Here is a 23,209-nt window from a genome sequence, read left to right as displayed (position 1 = left end):
AAGATTTTTAAAAGGAGTTTTCACCCATGAATAATATAAAGGAAAATCACAATCTCGTGGCATATTTATTTTTGGCTCCAGCTTTTATCTTGTTAGGACTTTTTTTAATTGTGCCTGCAGGACTAGCGATTTATTATGCTTTTACTGATTATTATTTATTAACGCCAGACGATAGGCAGTTTATTGGTCTAAATAATTTCATTGAAGTCTTTAAGGATCCTATCTTTATTCAAAGTCTTAAAAACATAATGATATTTGTAGTTTTTATAATCCCTATCCAAGTTGGGGCAGCTCTTGGATTAGCTTTATTAATTAACAAGCAAAGAAGAGGAAATATCTTCTTTAAAGTAGCCTTTTTCTCTCCGGTTGTCCTATCCTTGGTTGTAATATCTGTTTTATGGCTATATTTGCTTAACCCTTCTGAAGGGTTAATAAACAGTATTTTAGTAAACATCGGATTAGATCCACAGCCATTTTTAAGCAGTCCTGACCAAGCAATTTATACTATTGTTTTCGTCTCGGCATGGCAAGGTGCAGGTTACCAAATGTTGATTTTTCTGGCGGGACTTCAGAATATCCCTTCGGATGTATATGAAGCGGGTAAGATTGATGGTGTAAATCGATGGCAGAAATTCATATACATAACGATGCCTTTGCTTAAGCCTACTTCTATTTTAATTATGATCACGACATTAATCTCGGCTTTTAAATTAATCATACAACCAATGGTTATGACACAAGGTGGACCAATGAATTCCACTATGACGCCTGTGTATTATATTTTCCAGACTGGATTCACTGACCGAATGATCGGATACTCAAGTGCCATGATGGTTATTTTTGGATTATTCATCGGTTTTGTAACGTTTATCCAAAGTAGAGTCACAAAGGAGGATGAATTTTAATGAACAAAAAATCAAAAAAAACAATAGAATATCTCTTCATGATCTTATTAGCATGTATTTTCATCTTTCCTTTGATATGGATGATTGCTTCCTCGATGAAACCAGAACAAGAAATCTATGTGGATATGGGTGGTATTCAATCATTACTTCCTTCTATGAACCCAACCCAATGGTTTGAAACATATCAAGAATTATTTTCAAGGTTTAATATTATTCAATATATATTCAACAGTGTGTTTTATGCAGTCATGATAACAGCAGGCTCAATTGTTGTTAATGCAATGGCAGGATATGCGTTTGCTAAGTTTGAATTTATAGGCAAAAAAATTATGTTCGGTCTTTTAATTGCATTGTTAATTTTGCCGGCCGAAACCATTCTTATTACTCAATTTACAGTAGCTCACAGTTTAGGAATACTAAACACCAGATTAGCAGTTATATTACCTCTGATTGCCAATATGTTTTTCATTTACTTATTTAGAAACTTCTTTAAAGCGGTTCCAGATGAAATTATAGAATCTGTTAAATTAGATGGGGCAAATTACTGGACCATCTTCTGGAAGATAATGTTGCCAATGTCTAAGCCTGCGATTGCCACAGTAGGAACATTAACCTTTATTGCGAGCTGGAACGATTACCTGTGGCCTTTAATGGTTTTAACAGATACGGAGAAGTTACCTCTTCAAGTAGCTATAACTAATATAAATACCACCGAACCTGTCTATACGAATCAGGTAATGGCAATTCTTACAATTTCAACAATACCTTTAATTATTGTCTATGTAGTAGCTCAAAAATATCTCCTGCAAGGAATGGGTGGATCTGGAACTGGAATAAAGTAAAGTATTGTTGATTAATAGGAGGAATATGGATGTACACACTAGAACGTGCAAATAATTATATAAAGAAAAGTAGCAATCAGGTAAAACAGGGGTATCGTCATCACTATCACCTTATGGCACCTATCGGCTGGATTAATGATCCGAATGGTTTTATCTATTATAAAGGAGAGTATCACTTGTTTTATCAGTACTATCCATATAAGGCTGAATGGGGACCGATGCATTGGGGTCATGCAAAAAGTAAGGATTTAATCAAGTGGGAAACCTTCCCAGTTGCTTTAGCACCAGACCAAATTTATGACAAAGATGGTTGTTTTTCTGGAACGGCAATAGAAAAAGATGGGAAAATGTATCTTATGTACACCGGACATATTATGGGAGAGAAGGACGAAGACATTAGGCAAGTCCAGTGTATCGCTGTTTCGTCAGACGGTATTAATTTTGAAAAAGCAGAGCAGAACCCTGTTATAACAGAAGATCACCTTCCCAAAAATGCTGCCCCACAAGATTTCAGAGATCCGAAAGTGATAAAAAAGGGTGAGCTATACTTTTCTTTAATTGCTTCCAAAGCGGAAGATGGAGGAGGCCAGATTCTGCTTTATAAATCTAGGGATTTACTGGATTGGGAATTTGTCTCTGTCATGTTAAAAGGAGAAGAAGGCGAAGGTGCAATGTGGGAATGTCCTGATTTATTTAGCTTGGATGGGAAAGATGTGCTAATTATATCAGTGGAAGGGTTGCCGAAACAGGAAATGAAGTTTCCTAATACTCATTCTGTTGTTTCTATCATTGGAAAAATGGATTGGGAAGAAGGAACTTTTCATAAAGAAAAGACAGAGGAGTTAGACTATGGGTTAGATTTTTATGCCCCGCAAACCATCACGGATGATAGTAACAGGAGGATAATGACCTCTTGGATGCAAATGTGGGGAAGAAATATTCCAACCGATACAGAAAATCACGGTTGGGCAGGAGCAATGACATTACCAAGGGAACTGTCTATCAAAAATAATCACATCTACCAAAGACCTGTAGGAGAAATTAAAAATTACTATAAAAACAAACAAAGCATAAACAATATTAGATTGAAAGACAATAGTAAAGAGTTTGCAGGACTATCAGGTGAGGTCTATGCTCTTGAACTAGATTTAGACACAAAAATGGGGAAACGTTTTGAATTAGAAGTACGTTCGAATGAAGAAGAAAAAACACTAATAACATATGATTGTCACGCTGATTTGCTCGAGTTAAATCGGAAGAGTAGTGGTGTGGAGCTAGTTGGCAACGAAAAAGAGCAAGTATTCAAGCGAGCAGTTTACTGTGAATCGGAAAATGATAAGTTGAACTTGGAAATTTTTGTAGATAGGGCTTCTATTGAAGTGTTTATTAACAAAGGAAAGTTCACTATGACCTCTACTATTTATCCAAAGAAAAAAGCAGACAAGCTGAAAATCGCCGCTGAAGGAGAGATAGAGATTATTAGTTTAAACAAATGGGACATAGAGGTGTAAACATGAAAAAAGTTTATACGATAGGCGAGGCTCTTATTGATTTTATCCCTCATGAAATAGGAGTATCGATTAATCAAGTAGAGAGTTTTAGAAAAAAACCAGGAGGCGCCCCTGCCAATGTCGCTGCTACTATTGCAAAACTAGGAGGGCATAGCACTTTTATCGGCCAGGTAGGCGATGATATGTTTGGTTATTACCTTAAAGATGTGTTAGCTGAAAATGGGGTAGATGTGACCAAAATAACTCATACGAGGGAAGCGAATACGGCTTTAGCATTTGTTACCTTAAAAGAAGGAGGAGAAAGAGAATTTGTTTTCTATCGAAAACCAAGTGCGGATATGCTTTTGGACAGAAAACATATAGAAACAATAGAATTTACCAATAGTGATATATTGCATTTTTGCTCTGTAAGCCTGATTGAGAGCGAAGTTAAATATGCTCATATAGAAGCAATAAAAAAAATAAAAGAACAAAACGGATTGGTAGTTTTCGATCCTAATGTTAGAAAGAATCTTTGGGAGGATCAAGAATTATATTCAACAACTATCCAAGAGTTTATTCCATATGCCGATGTATTGAAAGTTAGTGATGATGAAGTGAAATTGATTACGAATAAAGAAACAATTGAAGAAGGAATCATACACCTTCTATCCCAACCTATCAAGTTATTAATCTTGACCCGAGGTAGGAAAGGCGTGACATTCTTTATAAATAATCGGAAAATAAGTGTCGCAGGATTTAATGTTCATTCTATTGACACTACGGGGGCAGGAGATTCCTTCATTGGAGCATTTTTATATCGTTTTTCTCTAAAGGATAAAGATCTGTCGGAAATTACTCTAACTGAATTAGGTGATATGGGTACTTTCGCGAACTCTGTTGCAGCAATGGTAACGACAAGAAACGGAGCAATAAGTGCTTTGCCTACTAAGGAAGAACTATCTGATTTTATGATGAGGTCAAAAAGAGTTTAACTTCTTATCATAATTATATAAGCTATTGTTTATTTAAAATATTTTTAAAATTATATTAGGATTTTTTTGCCTTCCTGTTAGTATAAGAGGATTATAATTTTAATGAAAAAGTATTTATAATCAGACTATACAGCTTGACCTGTAATTATGTCTGACCATTAGATGAGGTGCCTGTCACGTTTGCCAAAATGATAAAGTGACAGGCACCTTTCGTTATTTAGTACCCTCTCCGTTTAACTGCGTCAACTTTTTATAGCGTCCTTAACATTTCCTCCAATCAAAATTCCCATTGACAACCCACCCCATCCCTCTATACTGTATAACTATAAAATCATACTTGCGGAAGACTGCTGTGGGAGAGAACGTTTCCTACGTCACCGAAGGGGCAAATCTTTGAAAAGATGAATCTCTCAGGTCCAAGGACCACGGCAGGACGCTTCTCTGGAGAGTGTTTCAGACACACCCACGGGGTAGACCCTAACATTAGGTAAAAACTCTCAGGTGAACGGACAGAGATTTTGACTTAATGATTAGGGGGATTATATGGTTTGGGATGTGTTGAACATGATTGGCACGATTGCCTTTGCGATGAGTGGGGCGATCGTGGCGCTGAAAGTAAAATATGATATTATCGGCGCATATGTTTTAGGATTAATTACAGCATTTGGCGGTGGCGCGGTCAGAAACCTTTTTATCGGCATACCGATCATCGAATTATGGCAGCAAAACACGCTTTTTATTGTTGCGCTCATCACCATAAGCATCGTTCTCTTATTGCCGGATAATTCCGTCCGCCTTTTGACGAAATGGAATATATTTGACTCGATTGGCTTGTCGGCATTTGCTGTTCAGGGAGCGATGTATGCCCAATCGATAGACTTGCCGCTGTTGGCTGTGATGTTCGCAGCCGCGATAACCGGAGCGGGTGGAGGAATTATTCGCGATGTGCTGGCTCAACAAAAGCCAAATGTTCTGCATCAGGATGTCTATGTGTTATGGGCACTTTTAGCTGGATTTGTTATTGGGATGGAATGGTTATCCGAATCTTATCAATTTTATATCCTTTTTGCCGTAACTTTAATATTACGGGGCATCTCCCATCGGTTCGGTTGGAGTTTGCCTACTAGAACCATTCAAAAACTACAAGAAGATTGAAAAGCTCACTCAGCGTGGGCTTTTCGTGTTTCTATAGCAGTAAAAGATCCTGAAACAAGATGGTTAAAGGTTGAAATACTGTGAGGCAGAAACTTTCACACAAGGGAACTTACAGACAGGTGCCTGTATCTGTTTGTGAGGTTAGTATCATCACTTATGCATATCCCGCTGAGGAGAAGTACCAAAATAATCTTTATATCTCCGGTAAAAGGTAGAATAATCCTTAAAGCCGGATTGCATGCATGCTTCCAAAGCAGGGACGCCATCATAAAGCAATTGTCTAGCGCTTATCAATCGTTTGATTGTTATATACTTCCATACAGTTGTATTAGTTGCCTTAGTGAATAAGATATTTAACTGAGATTTGCTTATATGAAATTCCTTACAAATACTTTCGATGCTAATATTTTCGAATAGGTGTTCATTAATGTAGCTAATCACTTTAGTCATTTGGGAATTTCGTGCAGTGAATAATATTTGAGGATTTTTGTTATGAAAACTTTTATTCAATTCATTTAAGATAGTAAGAAGATTCGTTATAATAGCTACTCTTTTTTGGTAACCATTATCTTTAACTTCCAGTATATTATTCAGGCAGGAACGCACTAATTGATTGGAAAAAGAACCCGGTGGATAGTGATTGCTGTCTCCCAAAGCTCGGTTATCAAAAGGACCGAGTAATGTTCTATTTGGGTCTATTGGATCTAAGAGCTGTGGATAAAAATGAAGTACAATCCTCTCATATGGAAGGTCATTATTTATATGGAGATAATGGGATTCATTGGAACGCATGAGCATAATACTGTTAGGATCTAGTGAGTATTCATTCCCTTCTACGCTAAAAGTCCCTTTTCCTGATAGAAGATAATAAAACTCATAAATTTCATGGGTGTGCATTCCGTATTTGGTTTGATGTGGCGGCATGTCACAGTTCTTATGGAAAAGTAGTTGATGATCTTCATAATAATCTTGATAATTCATACGCAACCTCTTTTTTTAAAGGTTAAATATTTTATTGAATTTAGTTTAGGTTAAAATGAATCTAATTGCAATGTATTTTCAATAAATTGCAATTGTATTGTAAATAGTTTGAAAATATAATGGTTTTATTACTATATATCTGTTGATTAGAAATGGTTAATAGAGTTGTATTTTTATATTCAGTCTTATAAGAAGGGAGTGAAAATTATGGAAGCACTAATCTTTAGTGCGGAACAGATAAATAAAGATTAATTTGTCTTATAGTGATTCCCCAGCAGCCATAATTGCTGCAACAAAACTACAAGTGATTTCCTTCCAAACATTACTAGCTGCGACTTGTACTACATATTTAATTACCGACTCCCTTGAATGCTAATGTATAAGTACCATAAATATGTAAGCGCTTTATATATTGATGGGTGATTTAAAAATTTTTTAAGAAGCAAAAAAAGGAGAGATAATATGAAAAAGCCTTTCTTGGTAGTAAGTTTTTTGATCATCGGTCTTCTTGCTGCTTGTAACGGTGAAGATTCTGCTAGTGGCACTAGTGAAAATAACTCCTCTGACAAAGACATCACCCTAAAGTTTGCCTGGTGGGGAGAACAGAACAGAGCGGATTATACCTTAGAAGTGATTGAATTGTTTGAGGAAGAAAACCCTGGTATAACGGTAGAGCCAGAATATGCAAGCTGGGATGATTACTGGAGAAAGCTGGCTCCGCAAGCGGCTGCAAACCAGCTGCCGGACATTATTCAAATGGATTTATCTTATATTGCAGAGTATTCCAGTAACAACCAGATTGCGGATTTAACGCCTTATGTTGGAGAACAAATTAATGTGGATAACATCTCGGAGAATGTTCTATCAGGTGGAGAAGTCAACGGCGGAATGTACGGATTTAATATTGGAACTACTGCATTGAGTTTTTATTATAACCCTGAAGTAGTGGAAGCTGTTGGATTAGATGGACTGCCAGAAGAATGGTCTTGGGATGATTACGTGAATATTGCCAAAAAAGCCGCTGAAGCAGGTTATCAGGCGGGTGCGGGTGTAGACGTTGCCCAAGTAAATTTCAATTATTACTTACGAACAAAGGGAGCAGCATTGTTTGCTGAGGATGGTAAAGGTTTAGGGTATGAAGATGACCAATTGTTTGTCGATTATTTTTCGATGCAAAAAGAACTGGTCGATTCGGGCGCAGGACTAACTCCAGATGAAGTAGCACAGCAATCCGGAGTATCCGACACACCGCTACCGAAAGGCGAATCCTTGGGCGGCATTGCTTGGTCTACCCAATTCCCTGGAGTCCAAGAGGTTGCAGACATGGAACTGGATCTACAAAATCCACCTGCCTCCACGGAAGAAACGAAAGGGGTATTTTTAAAACCTAGTATGTTCTTGTCAGTGGCCGAAAACTCCGAACATAAAGAGGCTGCCGCCAAATTCATCGATTTCTTTGTAAATAGTATAGAAGCGAATAAGTTAATTTTAGCTGATCGGGGGATTCCCGTGTCTTCAGAAGTAAAAGAAGCATTAAAGGCGGAAATGCCTGAAGCACAAGCGAAAGTTTTTGAATATTCCCAATGGGTGGAAGACAATAGTTCACCCCTGGGTCCTCCTGATCCAAAAGGGGCCGGAGAAGTTATTGGAGCATTGCAGTCTGTTGCGGATGAAATCATTTATGGACAAATAACTCCGGAAGAAGGGGCGGAAAAATTCCGGAATGAAGCACAAAACATCCTTGCACAGTAAATAGAATTAAATTGGTCTAATAAGTAAATATCTCCTGTTCATTTAGTGAACAGGAGATATTTTTTGCCTCTTAAATAATGCTGGTGAACTGTACTTGAGTTAGACTGGCATGAGATTTAATAACTCATCATTGGGAGATCACTGTTTTACAGCATGGACGTAATGAATGGTCTCAAATGCTGTTAAGTAGTCATTTCTATTACTAAAATACAGTTCATTTATATTACTCGGTGTAAGATGTTCATAAATAAGTAAGTTAAATGTTTCCAGGAGTTTCTCCAAATCCCGGTACGAAAAACATGATTTCATTGGTTCCCCGCTTGCAGCAGCCATTTTAACCATGTTCTCAACTCTATTAGAGTGACCCTTTTCAGTGAATAAAGTTTCGTCTCCATAATCAAAAACAATGGAACTTCCGGGAGGAACTTTGTTAAATAAATGAGCCATTAAGTTTGAAATTTCTTCTTTAGTTAGATAGTAAGAGACTCCTAAAAGGCTAAAAAAAGTCTTTTTATTAACATCAAATCCTTGATTAATTAGAGTTTGATCAGAATACATTTTAGAGAAATCCATTGCAACAAAATGAAGATTACTTGGAATATCAAAAGAAGCTTCTTTCAACCTTTTCTTTTTATATCCTTGCGTAGATGGCTGATCAATTTCAAATATCTCCAGAACAGTTTCCAATTCAGGATATCGATAGCAAAAAGTATCTAACCCTGCCCCAAGGATGACATATTGTTCTACTCCAAGATCAACTTCATTTAGCAATACTTTTTCTGAATAAGCAGCACGAGCCAGAGGTGTTGGAGAAAGCTGAATTTGAGTTATCCATTTTAATATTTCTTCTGTGTTTCCTTCTAATTTCTGAGCTATATCTGAGTTGAAGAATTGGACACCATGAACCATGTTCTTCTTTATCCCATTAAATTCGTCTGGTGTAATTAAATCCTTGGCTACATAGTCATCAAAAATTTTAGGTGAGTCAAAACAACTATGATAAGCCCTGCCAAAAGCAGAAATTAATGAGGTCATGCTATACTCCTTTTCTTTCACAGAAACACACTCCCTAGAAAACGAAAAATAGGATTCCCCCGGCCAGGAGAATCCTATTATATACCTTGATAATTTTATTGTAAATTATAGCATAAATTGATTTTTTTGTAAAATATTTTGCTCTTAACAAAACAGTTTCCACATTTGGTTGGCCTAACTTTCCTGCATATCGTTTGAAACATTTATGAGAATAAAATAACCGTTCCTAGGAGAATACTAGCAGTTTTACCAAATTGAAGGAGAAGAAGGAATTAATCCAGGAAAAAAAGTGGGAGTATCTTGTAATGTTGGATTGGATCCTTACAAGATACTCCCGCTATAATCGTTCTAAAATAAGCTCGTGCTCCTTTTACTTTTTAGTTTTCGTTTTTTTGAAAACAAATAGTTTCCTTTTTACTTTAGGGGAAGTACTCACTTGCTGCAAAGAGGCTGCTTGCTGTTGTAAATAATCCTTCTCCATTAGTTCTTTTCCTTTGGTAAATATCATCGTCATCGCCCAAATCCTCCCTTGTGTAAAATTAAGTTAATAAAAGTAAAGCAAAGAAAACAAAAGATAAAAAAAGATATACACTGGTATAATGGATATATAGTATTATTTCGAGAATTATCATTTGTGAGTCCATTATAAAGCATAAAATGAGATTTGCAAAAACTTTTTTTTAAAAATTTTTATTGTAATAAATGGCAGTTGCAATGGTGTATATCTGGTTGCTTGTTTACCCGCTGTTTTGAGGATTTAAACGGTATCTTAGAGTGGTATTTGCCATTTTAGCTAAGAGGCGGTAAAACAGATTATTTTGCAAAAATACATTTGACAAACCATTTTCCATCTGGTAAATTAACACCAATAACAAAATATTTTGAATTTTTCTTATCAAGAGAGGTGGAGGGACTGGCCCTTTGAAACCTCGGCAGCGGACTTTTTTCAAAAGTACTGTGCCAATTCCAGTAGCATCTCGATGCTAGAAGATAAGAAGAGCAGGGTTTTAACTTGTCATTTATCCCCCTCTTCTTATGCGGAAGAGGGGGTTTTTAATTTTAAATAGCAATCTTACTTAGATGGTCAGGTAGGGAGTCGGATGTCTGTGAAAAAAAAAAGCGGGAGAGGGATTTATATGACAAAAACATTAATTGCTGCGCCATTCAGAGCGGATCATGTGGGGAGTTTATTAAGAACAGAAAGGATTCACAACGCAAGGAAGGATTTTCAAGCAGGCGATATCAGTGCCGAACAGCTTCATGATATCGAAACAGAAGAAATCAAGAAAATAGTCGACAAGCAAATCGAAGTTGGATTGCAAGCTGTGACGGATGGAGAATTCCGCCGCCGTTTCTGGCATACGGATTTTCTTGAGCATTTAAACGGAGTGGAGGGCTATATTCCAGAGCACGGATTTGCTTTTAAAGGGGAAGAAACAGAAAGGTATGACGTGCGTGTAACGGGTAAGATTTCCTTTAATAAGGACCATCCGCATATAAAGGAGTTTATCGAATTCAAAGAAATTGTCGGGGACCGTGCCGTTGCCAAGCAGACGATTCCAAGCCCGAATCAATTGTTCAACGCAGGCATCCGCAATAAAGACATTTATCCGGACATTGAAGAATATACAGAAGATGTAATCCAGACATACCGCGATGCCGTCAAAGCTTTTTATGAAGCAGGCTGCCGTTACTTGCAGTTGGATGATGTGTACATTGCCGGCCTTAATGCACCGGATATTCCGTTCAATGACAGTGGCTATAGCCGTGAAGAGTTGATTGATTTGGCATTACGCGTGATCAATGGGGTGCTGGAAGACAAACCGGAGGATCTCGTCGTGACCACCCACCTTTGCCGTGGGAATTACCGTTCTAAATGGGCTTTTGAAGGCAGCTACGCCAAGATCGCGCCGACGTTGTTCGCGAAAGAAAAAGTGGATGGATTTTTCCTCGAATACGATGATGACCGTTCCGGTGATTTCCAACCGTTGGAATACATACCAAACGATGGCCCGAAAGTAGTGCTTGGTGTGTTCACGTCGAAACACGGTGAGTTGGAAGACAAGGAAAACATCAAAGCGCGTGTGCAAGAAGCGACTAAATACGTACCATTGGATCAATTGTGTATCAGCCCGCAGTGCGGTTTTGCTTCCACACACCATGGAAATATTTTGACAGAGGAAGATCAGTGGGCGAAGTTGAAGTATATTGTGGATCTATCTAAGGAAATCTTCGGATAAGAGTCTTTGTAAATCACTGTGGAAAAAGGAACGGCATAGCCATTGCAAGTATGGCTATGCCGTTTCTTATTGCAGAGCAGTGTTTACTATACCTACGCTTTTTTTTCATTGATTTTATGAAAAAGAGACATCACCGCCCAAATCGCAGTTGGAAGTGCAATCGCCCCAATCAGCATATATGCCAAAAGGAGAGCTCGATTATTTGAATCATTGATATTAAAAAGAATCATAATACTAGCCAGGATAACTATTGAAAGTAAGGAGTACTTTACTAATCTGGCAGAGTTTATTTTCCCAGCCGCTTTTGATTTATTACTGTACACGGTTATCACGGTCCAGCAAAGTGGAATGGCAACAACACTTAGAGCGACAGCAATGACAGTGAGTGTCACCTGTAGCGAGTTTGTGCTTATCATAGTTCCAATCCATGCTAGAACTGTCAAAGAAATCAACGAAATGGCGAGCCATTTCATCGAACTTCCCAAATTACCGTGCTTTTCGACCTCTGTCTCGCGATCACTGTAAATAGGCTTTGTACCAGGTAATGCACGAAACAAGTGAATATCTCCTTCTGAAGCAATATGTGTCCACCCGGATGAGGAAAAGAAGTCGAAATACTCCTCGGCATCCCCTTCCTTTAGGGAACGGTAATCCACACTATAGATATATTCCGCTTTAGCTCCCTTTTCAAGCGTGTACCCCATAAATTTAAAATCCCTGACATGCCAACCCTTCAAAGAATAGCTTCGTAATTTTTCCATATCCTTTATCTCTGAAAAAGCTAACCCGCCTGACATAACATACTTTGTTTTCCTCATTCATCTGCCTCCTTTAATCCCATTTCTGCTAGGTTTATCATCAATTTTCTCAATTTCACATCCGCTTCCAACACTTCTTTTCCTTTGTCCGTAAGCAGATATGTTTTCCGCCTTGGTTCCGTTCCATCATACAGATAGATCCATTCTTGTTTTAACAACTTCTTGATGATGGTGTACATGGAGGCAGGGCCTATTGTTATTTCTCCTTTTGTCCGTTCTTCAATTAATGTCATGATCGCATAACCATGCCTTGGTTTGGTCAAAGCAGCCATGATATAAAACATGGAATCCGTTAATTGCTTCGTTGTTTTCAATCAATCACCTCCTGTATCCGTTTTTGATATATCATAAAGTGATACATTTGTTAGGCTTAATATATCACTTTATGATATAGCTGTCTATAGGTATATCATTAAATGATATATCGGATTTCAAAATTAATGAAAAAATAAAATTTATTGAATTATCTGTACTTTGCAAAACTGGTATATAATGATGGAAACAGGGTGGTTGGATAACCGGGAGGGAAGTTCAGTGGAATTAAACGAAGTCAGAAATGAACTATCAGTAAGAGGGAAAAACGGTATAGGCTTTTTATTATCTGCTGCGGTGATTTGGTCGATCATCACCATCATTTTTATACAGCCATCGATAGATACATATCAGAAAAACATCTATATGTTATTTTCTACGGGTCTGATGTTCCCGTTGTCTGTTGGCATTTCAACTGTCATAAAGGCTGACTGGAAGCTTGAAAATAATCCATTGGGCAATTTAGGCCTATTCTTGAATTTGGCCCAAATCATTTATTTTCCCATCCTTTTCTGGGGAATGATATACAGTCCACAGGATGCGATTCTTTTTTTTGCTATGATAACTGGAGCGCACTTTTTTCCTTATGGCTGGTTTTACCATGCAAAAGCCTATTATATAATGGCACCGGTGATTTCGGTCGCAATTATGGTTGTGGGCCTGTTATTGAAAGGGGAAAGTTTATGGATCGTGCCATTTTCGATGGTGATCTTTTTGCTCTTTTTAATTACATGGCTCCATTTAGACTGTAAGAGGAAAGGGAAAGCGGTCGGATTATCAACTGATAAACATAGTTCAGGAGATGAGGAGTTTTCCGGAGATTTAAAGGCAACATCCAAATATTAGGGTGGAGGATCAGTAGTTCGATTTTCGAGAAAACAGTTACGAGGAAATAGCGAAGGAATTTTATGAAGAAAATGAGATTGATTACAAGGAATAGTAAATAAAAAACATCTGACATAAAATAAGCAGCCTGATTTTCATTGAAATTGGATTGCTTATTTTTTTGATTTAAAGAAAGTATAAGATGTTAACAGCAAACTAAATTTAATTATTAACGTGCAACTATCTGGTTGCCTATGATTGACATGCAACCGAATAGTTGCGTATAATCGAGTTATGGATAAAGACGCTATATTCAAAGCACTTAGTGACTCAAATCGACGTCTTATTTTAGACGAACTATCCGAGCGGAACGAGTTGACGTTGTATGAACTTACGGCACGGCTTATTATGAAACACGAACTTTCCATATCGAGACAGGCGATAGCTAAACATCTTTCCGTATTGGAAGATGCTGGCCTGGTAAAATCAAAGCGAAAAGGAAAATATCGAGTGCTTATTTTTAACAACGAGCCGCTTAAAAACTTGTTGAAAGGATGGATTGAGTAATTTTAACAACGAGCCGGGCAGTCCCTGCATCGTAAAAATCAAAGGAGGCAAAAAAATGATGAAGATTATTGTTACAAGTATATTCGTAGAAGACCAGGACAAGGCATTGGAATTTTATACCGAAACGCTCGGGTTTGAAAAGAAGCATGATGTTCCTACAGGAGAATATCGATGGATAACGCTAGTTTCTCCCGATGAACAAGATGGTACCGAGCTTTTGCTAGAACCGAATAACCACCCTGCCGCGAAGGAGTACCAAGAGAAGTTGTTTGCCGACGGCATTCCAGTAACAATGTTTGGTGTGGCAGATATTCGTAAAGAGTACGAAAGATTATTAGAAAAAGGCGTGAAGTTTACGATGGAGCCGACAAACATGGGTGAAATCACAATAGCTGTCTTCGACGATACGTGCGGCAACCTTATTCAAATCATTCAGCAGTAAATACATGGTGAAGAGCCTTCACTACTGAAAAACAGACCAAATCATATTACGATTTGGTCTGTTTTTTAATAGGCTATGTTACTTATTCTCTTATTCTTGATAAAACCCTTCGGAAATTAAGCGGGCTTTTTTAATAGTCCTCCCCTAATGGCTCCCTGAACACAGAAAGATCAATGGAATCAGCCATCGCTTTCAGTCCTGCATCATTAGGGTGTAAGTGATCTCCGCTGTCGTATTCAGGCAAAAGTCGATCCGGATTGCGAGGATCCCGGATTGCTTTGTCAAAGTCAAAAACCCCGTCGAAAACGTCCTGGCTGCGGATCCATTGATTGACCGCCTGGCGTGTATTTTCCCCTTTTGAAGTGTAATAATCGGGGTTGTCTGTGTACTCATTCATAGGTGTCAACGTGCCAATGTAAATCCTTAAGCCGTGTTCGTGCGCCTCTTTTGCAATCCTCGTCATTCCGTCGATAATCAGTTCCGGATCGTAAACATGGTAAGGATTGCTATGGCCGATATCATTGATTCCCTCCATAAAAATGACATCGGTGACCCCGGTTTGGGAGAATACATCTCTTTCCAGCCGGTCCAGCGCTTTTTCTCCGAAGGTTGGAGAATCTGTCAGTATCCTGTTGCCGGAGATCCCTTGATTCAGAACGGAAAAAGATTGATTTTTCACTTGCTTATCCAGCCGGTCATCCAGGAAATCCGTCCAGCGGTGGTTGGCATTCAAGGTGGATTTGTGCCCATCTGTAATGGAATCGCCTAAAGCCACGATTGTGCGGGGCTGTTTCGCACTCTTGGTCAAAACGTCCACTCCTGATAGATAAAACCAGGAATCGGCTTTATGTTCAAAACCGATACCGTTAATGTTGCTGGCGGCATTGCCGTCTGCGAAATAACTTTTTTGACTGGCGGTATTATGCCAGGTGGCAGGGCCGCTTTTGCCGGAGATATAGACGCTGATGGTTAAGTCAGATCCGTCGGTCACGTTAAACGGAATGGCGTCGCTTATAGCGGTTTCTCCTGCAGGGATGGTGACGGATTCTTTGTGATCAAATGTTAAAGACTTAATCGAACCGGCGGCTGCCTTTGCGCCAACAACCGTGTCGGAGATGGTCACCTCGCCGAAAGTTACCGCTTTTTCCCCGAATTGATTGGACAGCCGGATTTTCACTTCTTTTCCGGATGCCGTCGGATGGACAATCATCCGGATTGTTTCGTTTTCAAAACCGTTTTGAGAAAAGCCTTCGTCCCAATCGACCGTCTTCCAGGCACTTGTCTGACTTGCCGCCCAAGCACCGATCCAATGGCCTTTCTTGGGTTTAGCGAATATTTGAAAAGTCGAAAACGATATACTCATTGCGATGATTGCTGTGATGCCGAGTAACATTAACCTCTGCGTTGTCATCATGTTCCTCCCGTAATTATGCAATATTGCTTTATTATACTAAGGAAAACCGAATAACCAAAATAGGCAAATAGACTTAAGTGAGGGTGGAAGAGGGTACTGCCGGGGGATGGATTGTGCCATTTAGAAATGGTCGTCGATCAGACCGATTTATAGTATTGGTAGTTATGGATTAGTAAATACCGCCTAAAAGACGGTTTGCTGTACAAGTATACTAGACCATTCTAATCAATTCAGGGAAATAGACGGGTTCTTCGTTGACTTGGATACAGAATTAACCATAGTATATTAATAGAATATTCTAATTTTTCCGCCAAAAAGCAGAGGTTTGACTCAGATAGTGAGGAATGTCTGCTTTCATTGCCCATTTAATAACAACGTTGTTATTATTAAGCCATTTCCTGAGGGGAGGTGAATATTGCGTCAAATATTGAAAGCGTTTCCGTTAACCGGTTGCGTAAATCTACTTAACCAGCAAAACGCAAGTTCATATAAGTTATTCTATCTTACAGGAGGTTTCATTCGTGCTAAAAAGAATTAAAAAAGGACTGAAAAAAAGCGCTGTTGTTGTTAGTGCTGCTGTCATGGCGGCATCGTTTGCCAGTACGGCACAAGTGCCATCTGCATCCGCTGCTGATAAAACACAGGCAACCCCTTATCAATTGGAATACCTGGAACGCGGTGTTGTGGCAGTCAACACAGATGATGGCATCTTTGTAAGCTGGCGTCTGTTGGGGACAGAATCGACAGACACGGCTTTTAACCTTTACCGGGATGGCAAAAAAGTGAATGATGAACCGATCACCTCAAGCACAAACTATTTAGATGAACAAGGGACAGTGGATTCGTCCTACTATGTGAGCGCCGTCCTGGACGGTAAAACGGTGGACAAATCAAAAGAAGTAGATGTTTGGGGGAAACAATATCACTCGATTCCGCTGGATAGACCCGAGGGCGGTACAACGCCGGATGGTGTCGATTATACTTACAATGCCAACGATGCCAGTGTTGGCGACCTTGACGGGGATGGGGAGTATGAAATCGTATTGAAGTGGGACCCGTCCAATTCCAAAGATAATTCACATGACGGCTATACAGGGGAAGTTTTCCTGGATGCTTATGAGTTGGATGGTACGAAGCTGTGGAGAATCGGCCTCGGCAAGAATATCCGGGCAGGGGCGCATTATACACAGTTTATGGTGTACGACCTGGACAGTGACGGCAAGGCGGAAGTTGCCATGAAAACAGCAGACGGCACCACCGATGCAGCTGGTAATGTCATCGGCGACCCAGATGTGGATTATCGGAATGAGACCGGCCGCATACTGGAAGGCCCTGAATACTTAACAATCTTTAGTGGTGAAACTGGTGAAGAACTTACTACGACTGAATTTTCTCCAGCCAGAGGCAATTTGGCCGACTGGGGTGACACGTATGGGAACCGCATGGACCGCTTCCTGGCGGGCATTGCCTATCTTGATGGGGAAGAGCCAAGCCTTGTCATGAGCCGCGGTTATTATGAAAAAACCATGCTTACTGCCTACAATTTCCGTGATGGTGAATTGACCAAGTTATGGACGTTTGATAGTGAAGATGGTAACGAAGCCTACAGAGCCCAGGGGAATCATAACTTGAGCATTGCCGATGTTGATGAAGACGGCAAAGATGAAATCATCTTTGGCGCGATGGCAATCGATGATGATGGCACTGGCCTTTATTCTACCGGCTGGAACCATGGCGATGCGATGCACCTCAGTGACCTCGACCCGACCAGGCCCGGCATGGAAGTCTTCCAGGTCCACGAATGGGGAGATTATGGTCTCACCATGCGTGATGCCGATACAGGCGAGATGTTATGGGGATTGTATACGGGTGAAGATACAGGCAGAGGATTATCCGCCGATGTAGACCCTCGCTACCCGGGCGCAGAAGCGTGGGCAGTTGGTGGAGCATGGAATAGTAAGACCGGTGGAATATACACCGCTCAAGGGGAAAAAATCGGGGAGAATATTCCGAGCTCGAACTTTGCGATCTGGTGGGACGGCGATCTGTCCCGTGAACTGCTGGACCATGACTGGACGAATTATGATATCAATATCGGCACGCTCCGCATCGATAAGTGGGATTACGAAAACGGCGAGCTAGACAATATCATGAAAATGGAAGGTACTTCTTCAAACAATGGAACGAAAGGTAATCCTATGCTGCAAGCCGACTTGATCGGTGACTGGCGTGAAGAAGTGATCGTAAGGGATATCGACAGCACTGAACTTCGTCTTTACACGACTACTGATCTGACCGAACACCGCATCCCGACATTAATGCATGATCCGGTTTACCGCTTGGGAATTGCCTGGCAAAATGTTGCGTACAACCAGCCACCGCACACAAGTTACTATCTTGGCAGCGACATGGAAGAAGTACCGACGCCGAACATTGACTTGGTCGTTCCATCAAACGTTGATGTAAAACCTGGAACGCTGAATATGAAATCGAAAGGCAAAATGATGGTCAACGTACAGGTGCCGGAAAGTGCTGCTGATCTGGTAAAGGGAACTACAGCAGAACTTTCAGTGAACGGAGAAGCGGTCAAAGGCAAAGTACAAGGCAAAAATAACGGTTACAAAATTAAAGTGGATCGTAGAGATTTTATCACAGCGATTGGTAGCCAAGAAGGTGAAGTCAGAGTGAAAATCAGTGCCACTTCTGACGCAGGGGATATCTTTGTTGGCGAAGACACAATCAGCGTAAAATAGCCAAACGAAACACCAGAACAAATTCTTGGCAGGGCATGAGTCCGATCTTAGATTGGGCTCATGCTTTTTTATGCTTGCCACCCAGACAGCATGTTCCCTTAATTGTCTATAAGACTATTTTTATACGGGAGGAAAACCACTGAAAACCCCTTTTTAAAAAATGTCTTATTGATGGAAAGTAAATCGAAGCGATACGATTTAAGCAATCCAGACGTAGGAGATGGTTAGAAAAGGAGTGATCGGCTATGGAATTGAACGGTATCTTTGGTGGATTTTATAAAATCTCTGCATGGATAACCAGGTTTGCTTGTTTGAATATACTTTGGTTTATTTTTAACATTCCTGTTTTATTCTTCGCTTATAATCTACTGCTTGCGGGAAGCATTGGTGAAATGGTTCTTACCGGAATTATCCTTAGTATTTTGACGCCATTCATCTTTTTCCCGGCCACCACCGCTATGTTTTCTGTAATGAGGAGATGGGTGATGGGTGATGATATGAAATTAGTATCCTCGTATTGGAAGTATTTCAAGGAAGAATACAGAAAAAGTGTCTTGGGTGGCATGTTCTTTGGGACATGCTGGCTGATCCTGGCGATTGATTTCTACTTCTATGGCAATACGGATCATGACGGGAGTGGAATATTTTATGCCTTCTTTATTGCGCTTAGCTTTTTGTTGTTGGTTTTCAACTTGCACTTTTTTTCCATCATCGTCCATGCGAAAACAAATTTATTGCAAGCACTGAAAAACGCCATGATGATTACTTTCGGCAGTCCCATTTTAACTTTAGAAGTGGGGGCGTTAAGTTTTTTGTTCATTTACTTGAGTTTTCATGGGATGGCTTTTCTTCTTCCATTCGGAATGGGAGCGATTATTTCGTTTTTTGCCTTTGCAGCTTTCTTAAGATTTTATTCGAAAATCCAAGAAAGAACGGCTGCCAAATAAGGGTTATTGCGACTTATGTTCTGTTGTCTTCAAAAAAGTATTATTGCCGGAAAGAAAGTATTTCTATATGTTCATGCTAACCGGAATGAAGTAAAAGAGCTTTGTTGATAAAAAGGAAGGAAGTGATCGGAAACATGATTGAAAAAGAGGCCCTGTTGGAGGAAGAAAGCTTAGTGGAAGAAAAGGCGAAAGTTCCTGTCAAGAAAAATGTAAGCGAATTCAAAAACAACCATTCTAAAAAACCAGGCAAGCTGCAAAGATTTTTAAAACAATTGAACAGGGATAAATATTTATACTTTCTGGCATTGCCCGGAATTATTTACTTTATTTTATTTAAATACGTACCGATGTATGGAATTACCATCGCGTTTAAAGATTTCTCCCCTTTTATCGGATTTGCGGATAGTCCGTGGGTGGGGTTCCAGCATTTTCAACGATTGTTTACGGGTGATGAATTTTGGATGCTGCTCAGGAACACTTTGGCGATCAGCTTCCTGAACATACTGTTGTTCTTTCCATTGCCGATTATCCTATCGATCTTACTTAACGAATTAAGGAATCAGCCGTACAAACGAACAGTCCAATCTTTGGTTTACCTGCCGCACTTCTTGTCATGGGTGATCATTGCGAGTCTCTCTTTCATGTTGTTCGGCAAGCAAGACGGAATCATCAATTATTTCATTACCCAAATGGGTTTTGACACCTTTGATTTCTTGACTAATCCGGATATTTTTTGGTTCTTGCTAACAGGGCAGTCCATTTGGAAAGAAATCGGCTGGGGGACCATCATTTTCCTTGCTGCAATTGCGGGCGTGAATACCGAATTGTACGAGGCAGCGAAAATGGATGGGGCAAACCGGTTCAGGCAAATCTGGCATGTAACCTTACCGGCAATCCGCAATGTGATCATCATCCTGTTGATCCTGCGTCTGGGTGATGTCATGGAAGTGGGTTTTGAACAAGTATTCCTCATGTATAACGGGGCAGTGTCCGAAGTGGCGGAAGTTTTCGATACATACGTGTACCGTGTCGGTATTCAGCAAGGACAGTTCAGTTATAGTACAGCAGTCGGTTTGTTCAAATCATTTGTCGGGCTGGTAATGGTAGTTGCCGCCAATAAAATATCCAAACGATTCGGTGAAGAAGGTATTTACTAAAAAAAGGAGCGGATCCATGTGAAGCTTAGCTTGGGTGATAAGATTTTTAACATTGCGAATGTGGTTTTTCTCGGCTTGGTCGCGCTTGTAACGATGTTCCCCATCTATTATGTGTTCGTCGTTTCTTTTACTGAACCGGCAGAATATTTACAGAAAACCATTGTTATCTGGCCGGAAAATTGGTCCTTGGCATCTTATAAGTATCTATTATCTGCGCCTACCTTTATCCAGGCGCTCGGGAATAGTGCGTTTTTGGCCATCGTCGGTACGCTGTGCAGTCTTGTTGTAACATCCTCGTTTGCCTATGCATTATCGAGGAAAAAATTCAAAGGCCGAAAGTTCATCCTGATGGCAGTGTTGTTTACCATTCTTTTCAGTCCGGGAATCATCCCGAACTATCTACTGGTGAAAGAGCTGGGCTTACTTAACAGCTTATGGGCGGTTATCCTCGTCTCACTGACGAATGGCTGGTTTGTTATCTTGATGAAAGGCTTCTATGACAGCATCCCGGATACATTAGTCGAGGCTGCAACAATTGATGGATGCAATGACATTACAGCATGGATAAAGATCATCCTGCCTTTATCGCTGCCTTCGATTGCCGCATTTGGATTGTTTTTCGCAGTCCAATATTGGAACCAGTATTTTAATGCGTTGCTATATTTGAACGATGCCAGCAAGTGGCCGATACAAGTGCTGTTGCAAAACATGCTGATCGAGTCATCGAGCAGCAGCCTTGCCGAGGTAGATCCACTCATGAAACCGCCGCCGAGTCAAACATTGAAAATGGCGGCGGTAATCATAGCGATCGTGCCAATCATCTGTGTTTATCCATTCTTACAAAAGCATTTCGCTAAGGGGGTGATGATCGGTTCGATCAAAGAATAGCTTGCAACCACTGGATACCAATGAAATTACTGTGATCATTTTTTAAATCAATGGGGGGATGGAAATGAGGAAGTTATTGTTGTTTACGGGATTGTTGCTTGTTTTGATTATTTCTGCTTGCTCCAATGAAAGTTCTTCGAAAGGTACCGATGGTGAAGGCGGTTCTTCAAGCGGCGGGGGAGGTTCCACCGAGGTAAGGATCATGAGTCATTTCTTCGGACCGACGCCACCAAGCAGCGACAATCCGGTGGAACAGGAAATTGAAAAGGGGACAAATACAGAACTGGATATCGAATGGGTGTCTGCGAACAATTATGCAGACAGATTCAATGTCATGCTCGCTTCCGGCGATTTTCCGGACTTGATGTTGGTACCAGATCCTGCTGATCCTGTATTTCGCCAGGCTTCTGAGCAGGGAGCATTCTGGGATGTTGGACCTTATATCGATGATTACCCGAATTTAAAAGAAGGAATTGCGGAAGAAGCATGGAAGTATACATCACATGAAGGGAAAAATTATGCCATTCCGCTGCCTAGGCCAACAGAAGGTGATTCCTTTTTCATCGTCAGGAAAGATTGGCTTGATAATGTTGGATTAGAGGCGCCGGAAACGACAGAAGAACTGTATGAAGTGATGAAAGCTTTTACTAATGAAGATCCCGATGGAAATGGCAAAGATGATACAGTCGGTCTTGTCAGTTATATTAATGACATCAACATGGGTGGCTTAGGCGTTTTTGAAGGCGCGTTCAACGGTGTGAATAATGAGTGGGGCTTAGTGGATGACAAGCTTGTTCACAGAGCTTTCCTCCCGGAAACACGTGATGCGCTTGAATATTTGGCAAATGCCTATAGTGAAGGAATAATCGCTTCGGACTTCGCTTCTTTACAAGTAAGCCAGGTAAAAGAAATGTTCATAGCCGGCAAAGCCGGGATTACGGTCGAAAAGTCCGGCGGAATGCAAGAATATTATGACCAGATGGTGCAAATGGACCCTGAATTTGAGTTTGAAAGTCTGCTGCCATTGACAAGTATCAATGGGTATAATCCGAAAGGCACTGGTTTTGCAGGCGCAAACGCTATTCCAAAATCCGTACCGGAAGAAAAGATGAAAGAAATTTTATCTATGATCGACAAGTGGATGGAAGACGATATATTTGCCTTGCACAGGCAGGGAATCGAAGGTGTACATCACGAAGTGGAAGATGGAGAAGTTGTCATTGATTCAGAAAAAGTGATTGCGGACGGCATCGGCGAGTACAACCAGATCGTTTACGTCGCAGATCCTTATGCAAGTACAGTAAAACCGACATTCCCGGAAGAAATTCAAAAAATGTATGCCGATATCCAAGATGAACGGGAAAAAACCAGTGTCGGTGACATAGCTACAGGCCTCAATACAGAAATCGGTATCACTTATTTGCCGGAGTTGAGAAAAAATGCCCAGGATTTAAAAACGAAGATCATCCTTGGCAGTGAGCCGATCTCCTCGTGGGATGCGTTTGTGGAAGAGTTGGAAAATGATCCGGATATGCAGACACTGACAGAACAAATGAACGAAGCATATCAAAGTAGATAAAGAAGGAAATAGAACACCATCTTTCCGGCAATTTGCAGGAGGGATGGTGTTTTTATATGATAGGGGCTTATACGTTGGGAAGGAAGGTGAACCTTCCATTTAATATCTCCTA

The 23,209-nt window shown here is 40.2% G+C and carries 21 protein-coding genes and 3 riboswitches; of the genes, 15 read left to right on the top strand and 6 right to left on the bottom strand.

Features of this window, described 5'->3' with window-relative positions; all coding sequences use genetic code 11:
- Positions 1–26 precede the first annotated feature (26 nt).
- The 5 genes from CZ434_RS06805 to CZ434_RS06785 all read left to right on the top strand — a co-directional run bounded on the left by CZ434_RS06805 (position 27) and on the right by CZ434_RS06785 (position 5,387).
- Positions 27–905, top strand: a complete 879-nt coding sequence (locus CZ434_RS06805) for a carbohydrate ABC transporter permease (RefSeq protein ID WP_077622428.1) — start codon at positions 27–29, stop codon at positions 903–905.
- On the top strand, positions 905–1,747 hold the full coding sequence (locus CZ434_RS06800) for a carbohydrate ABC transporter permease (protein ID WP_077622427.1): 843 nt from the start codon (positions 905–907) through the stop codon (positions 1,745–1,747). The genes CZ434_RS06805 and CZ434_RS06800 overlap by 1 nt, the downstream gene beginning before the upstream one ends.
- A gap of 29 nt (positions 1,748–1,776) precedes the next feature.
- Entirely contained in the window at positions 1,777–3,258 is a 1,482-nt protein-coding gene (locus tag CZ434_RS06795; RefSeq protein WP_077622426.1) for a glycoside hydrolase family 32 protein, read from the top strand.
- Positions 3,259–3,260: 2 nt separating this feature from the next.
- Entirely contained in the window at positions 3,261–4,232 is a 972-nt protein-coding gene (locus CZ434_RS06790; RefSeq protein WP_077622425.1) for a carbohydrate kinase family protein, read from the top strand.
- 343 nt (positions 4,233–4,575) lie between these two features.
- Positions 4,576–4,668, top strand: a riboswitch (glycine riboswitch).
- Positions 4,669–4,670: 2 nt separating this feature from the next.
- A riboswitch (glycine riboswitch) is annotated at positions 4,671–4,748 on the top strand.
- Between the two features lie 27 nt (positions 4,749–4,775).
- Entirely contained in the window at positions 4,776–5,387 is a 612-nt protein-coding gene (locus tag CZ434_RS06785; protein ID WP_077622424.1) for a trimeric intracellular cation channel family protein, read from the top strand.
- A 150-nt stretch (positions 5,388–5,537) separates the two neighbouring features.
- On the opposite strand, the gene CZ434_RS06780 is transcribed toward CZ434_RS06785, so the two are convergent.
- The gene (locus CZ434_RS06780; RefSeq protein WP_077622423.1) at positions 5,538–6,368 is read right to left on the bottom strand and encodes an AraC family transcriptional regulator; all 831 of its coding nucleotides are present in this window, start codon (positions 6,366–6,368) and stop codon (positions 5,538–5,540) included.
- A gap of 462 nt (positions 6,369–6,830) precedes the next feature.
- Here CZ434_RS06780 and CZ434_RS06775 point away from each other — a divergent pair, with 462 nt between their 5' ends.
- On the top strand, positions 6,831–8,120 hold the full coding sequence (locus tag CZ434_RS06775; RefSeq protein ID WP_077622422.1) for an ABC transporter substrate-binding protein: 1,290 nt from the start codon (positions 6,831–6,833) through the stop codon (positions 8,118–8,120).
- A gap of 138 nt (positions 8,121–8,258) precedes the next feature.
- On the opposite strand, the gene CZ434_RS06770 is transcribed toward CZ434_RS06775, so the two are convergent.
- Positions 8,259–9,176 carry a class I SAM-dependent methyltransferase gene (locus CZ434_RS06770; RefSeq protein ID WP_077622421.1) on the bottom strand — a complete coding sequence of 306 codons (918 nt, stop codon included), beginning with the start codon at positions 9,174–9,176 and terminating at the stop codon, positions 8,259–8,261.
- Positions 9,177–9,525: 349 nt separating this feature from the next.
- Positions 9,526–9,669, bottom strand: a complete 144-nt coding sequence (locus CZ434_RS22020; RefSeq protein WP_179107197.1) for a hypothetical protein — start codon at positions 9,667–9,669, stop codon at positions 9,526–9,528.
- A 375-nt stretch (positions 9,670–10,044) separates the two neighbouring features.
- A riboswitch (SAM riboswitch) is annotated at positions 10,045–10,152 on the top strand.
- A gap of 139 nt (positions 10,153–10,291) precedes the next feature.
- Between CZ434_RS22020 and CZ434_RS06765 the strand changes: the two genes are divergently transcribed.
- The gene (locus tag CZ434_RS06765) at positions 10,292–11,395 is read left to right on the top strand and encodes a 5-methyltetrahydropteroyltriglutamate--homocysteine S-methyltransferase (protein WP_077625100.1); all 1,104 of its coding nucleotides are present in this window, start codon (positions 10,292–10,294) and stop codon (positions 11,393–11,395) included.
- 92 nt (positions 11,396–11,487) lie between these two features.
- Here the strand turns inward: CZ434_RS06765 and CZ434_RS06760 are convergent, their stop codons facing one another.
- Positions 11,488–12,213 carry a DUF2812 domain-containing protein gene (locus CZ434_RS06760; protein WP_077622420.1) on the bottom strand — a complete coding sequence of 242 codons (726 nt, stop codon included), beginning with the start codon at positions 12,211–12,213 and terminating at the stop codon, positions 11,488–11,490.
- Positions 12,210–12,527: a PadR family transcriptional regulator gene (locus tag CZ434_RS06755; protein ID WP_077622419.1), complete on the bottom strand. Its 318-nt coding sequence runs from the start codon at positions 12,525–12,527 to the stop codon at positions 12,210–12,212. Before CZ434_RS06755 ends, CZ434_RS06760 begins: the two co-directional genes overlap by 4 nt.
- A gap of 220 nt (positions 12,528–12,747) precedes the next feature.
- Between CZ434_RS06755 and CZ434_RS06750 the strand changes: the two genes are divergently transcribed.
- The 3 genes from CZ434_RS06750 to CZ434_RS06740 all read left to right on the top strand — a co-directional run bounded on the left by CZ434_RS06750 (position 12,748) and on the right by CZ434_RS06740 (position 14,359).
- Positions 12,748–13,371: a DUF7010 family protein gene (locus CZ434_RS06750; protein ID WP_179107196.1), complete on the top strand. Its 624-nt coding sequence runs from the start codon at positions 12,748–12,750 to the stop codon at positions 13,369–13,371.
- Between the two features lie 273 nt (positions 13,372–13,644).
- Complete coding sequence (locus CZ434_RS06745; RefSeq protein ID WP_077625098.1) at positions 13,645–13,917, top strand: ArsR/SmtB family transcription factor; 273 nt, start codon at positions 13,645–13,647, stop codon at positions 13,915–13,917.
- Positions 13,918–13,975: 58 nt separating this feature from the next.
- Positions 13,976–14,359, top strand: coding sequence for a VOC family protein (locus tag CZ434_RS06740; protein WP_077625099.1), 384 nt, complete (start codon positions 13,976–13,978; stop codon positions 14,357–14,359).
- Positions 14,360–14,489: 130 nt separating this feature from the next.
- Here the strand turns inward: CZ434_RS06740 and CZ434_RS06735 are convergent, their stop codons facing one another.
- Positions 14,490–15,770, bottom strand: a complete 1,281-nt coding sequence (locus tag CZ434_RS06735; RefSeq protein WP_179107195.1) for an SGNH/GDSL hydrolase family protein — start codon at positions 15,768–15,770, stop codon at positions 14,490–14,492.
- A 584-nt stretch (positions 15,771–16,354) separates the two neighbouring features.
- Between CZ434_RS06735 and CZ434_RS06730 the strand changes: the two genes are divergently transcribed.
- The 5 genes from CZ434_RS06730 to CZ434_RS06710 all read left to right on the top strand — a co-directional run bounded on the left by CZ434_RS06730 (position 16,355) and on the right by CZ434_RS06710 (position 23,097).
- On the top strand, positions 16,355–18,526 hold the full coding sequence (locus tag CZ434_RS06730) for a rhamnogalacturonan lyase (protein WP_179107355.1): 2,172 nt from the start codon (positions 16,355–16,357) through the stop codon (positions 18,524–18,526).
- 245 nt (positions 18,527–18,771) lie between these two features.
- Positions 18,772–19,473, top strand: coding sequence for a YesL family protein (locus CZ434_RS06725; RefSeq protein ID WP_077622417.1), 702 nt, complete (start codon positions 18,772–18,774; stop codon positions 19,471–19,473).
- 134 nt (positions 19,474–19,607) lie between these two features.
- The gene (locus tag CZ434_RS06720; RefSeq protein WP_077622416.1) at positions 19,608–20,630 is read left to right on the top strand and encodes an ABC transporter permease; all 1,023 of its coding nucleotides are present in this window, start codon (positions 19,608–19,610) and stop codon (positions 20,628–20,630) included.
- Between the two features lie 18 nt (positions 20,631–20,648).
- Positions 20,649–21,518, top strand: a complete 870-nt coding sequence (locus CZ434_RS06715; RefSeq protein WP_077622415.1) for a carbohydrate ABC transporter permease — start codon at positions 20,649–20,651, stop codon at positions 21,516–21,518.
- Between the two features lie 64 nt (positions 21,519–21,582).
- Positions 21,583–23,097, top strand: a complete 1,515-nt coding sequence (locus CZ434_RS06710) for an extracellular solute-binding protein (protein ID WP_245830932.1) — start codon at positions 21,583–21,585, stop codon at positions 23,095–23,097.
- The last annotated feature ends 112 nt before the right edge of the window (positions 23,098–23,209 follow it).

This window comes from Sediminibacillus massiliensis, from assembly GCF_900156915.1.
GTDB lineage: Bacteria > Bacillota > Bacilli > Bacillales > Amphibacillaceae > Sediminibacillus_A > Sediminibacillus_A massiliensis.
This window is presented reverse-complemented; position numbering and strand designations above follow the sequence as displayed.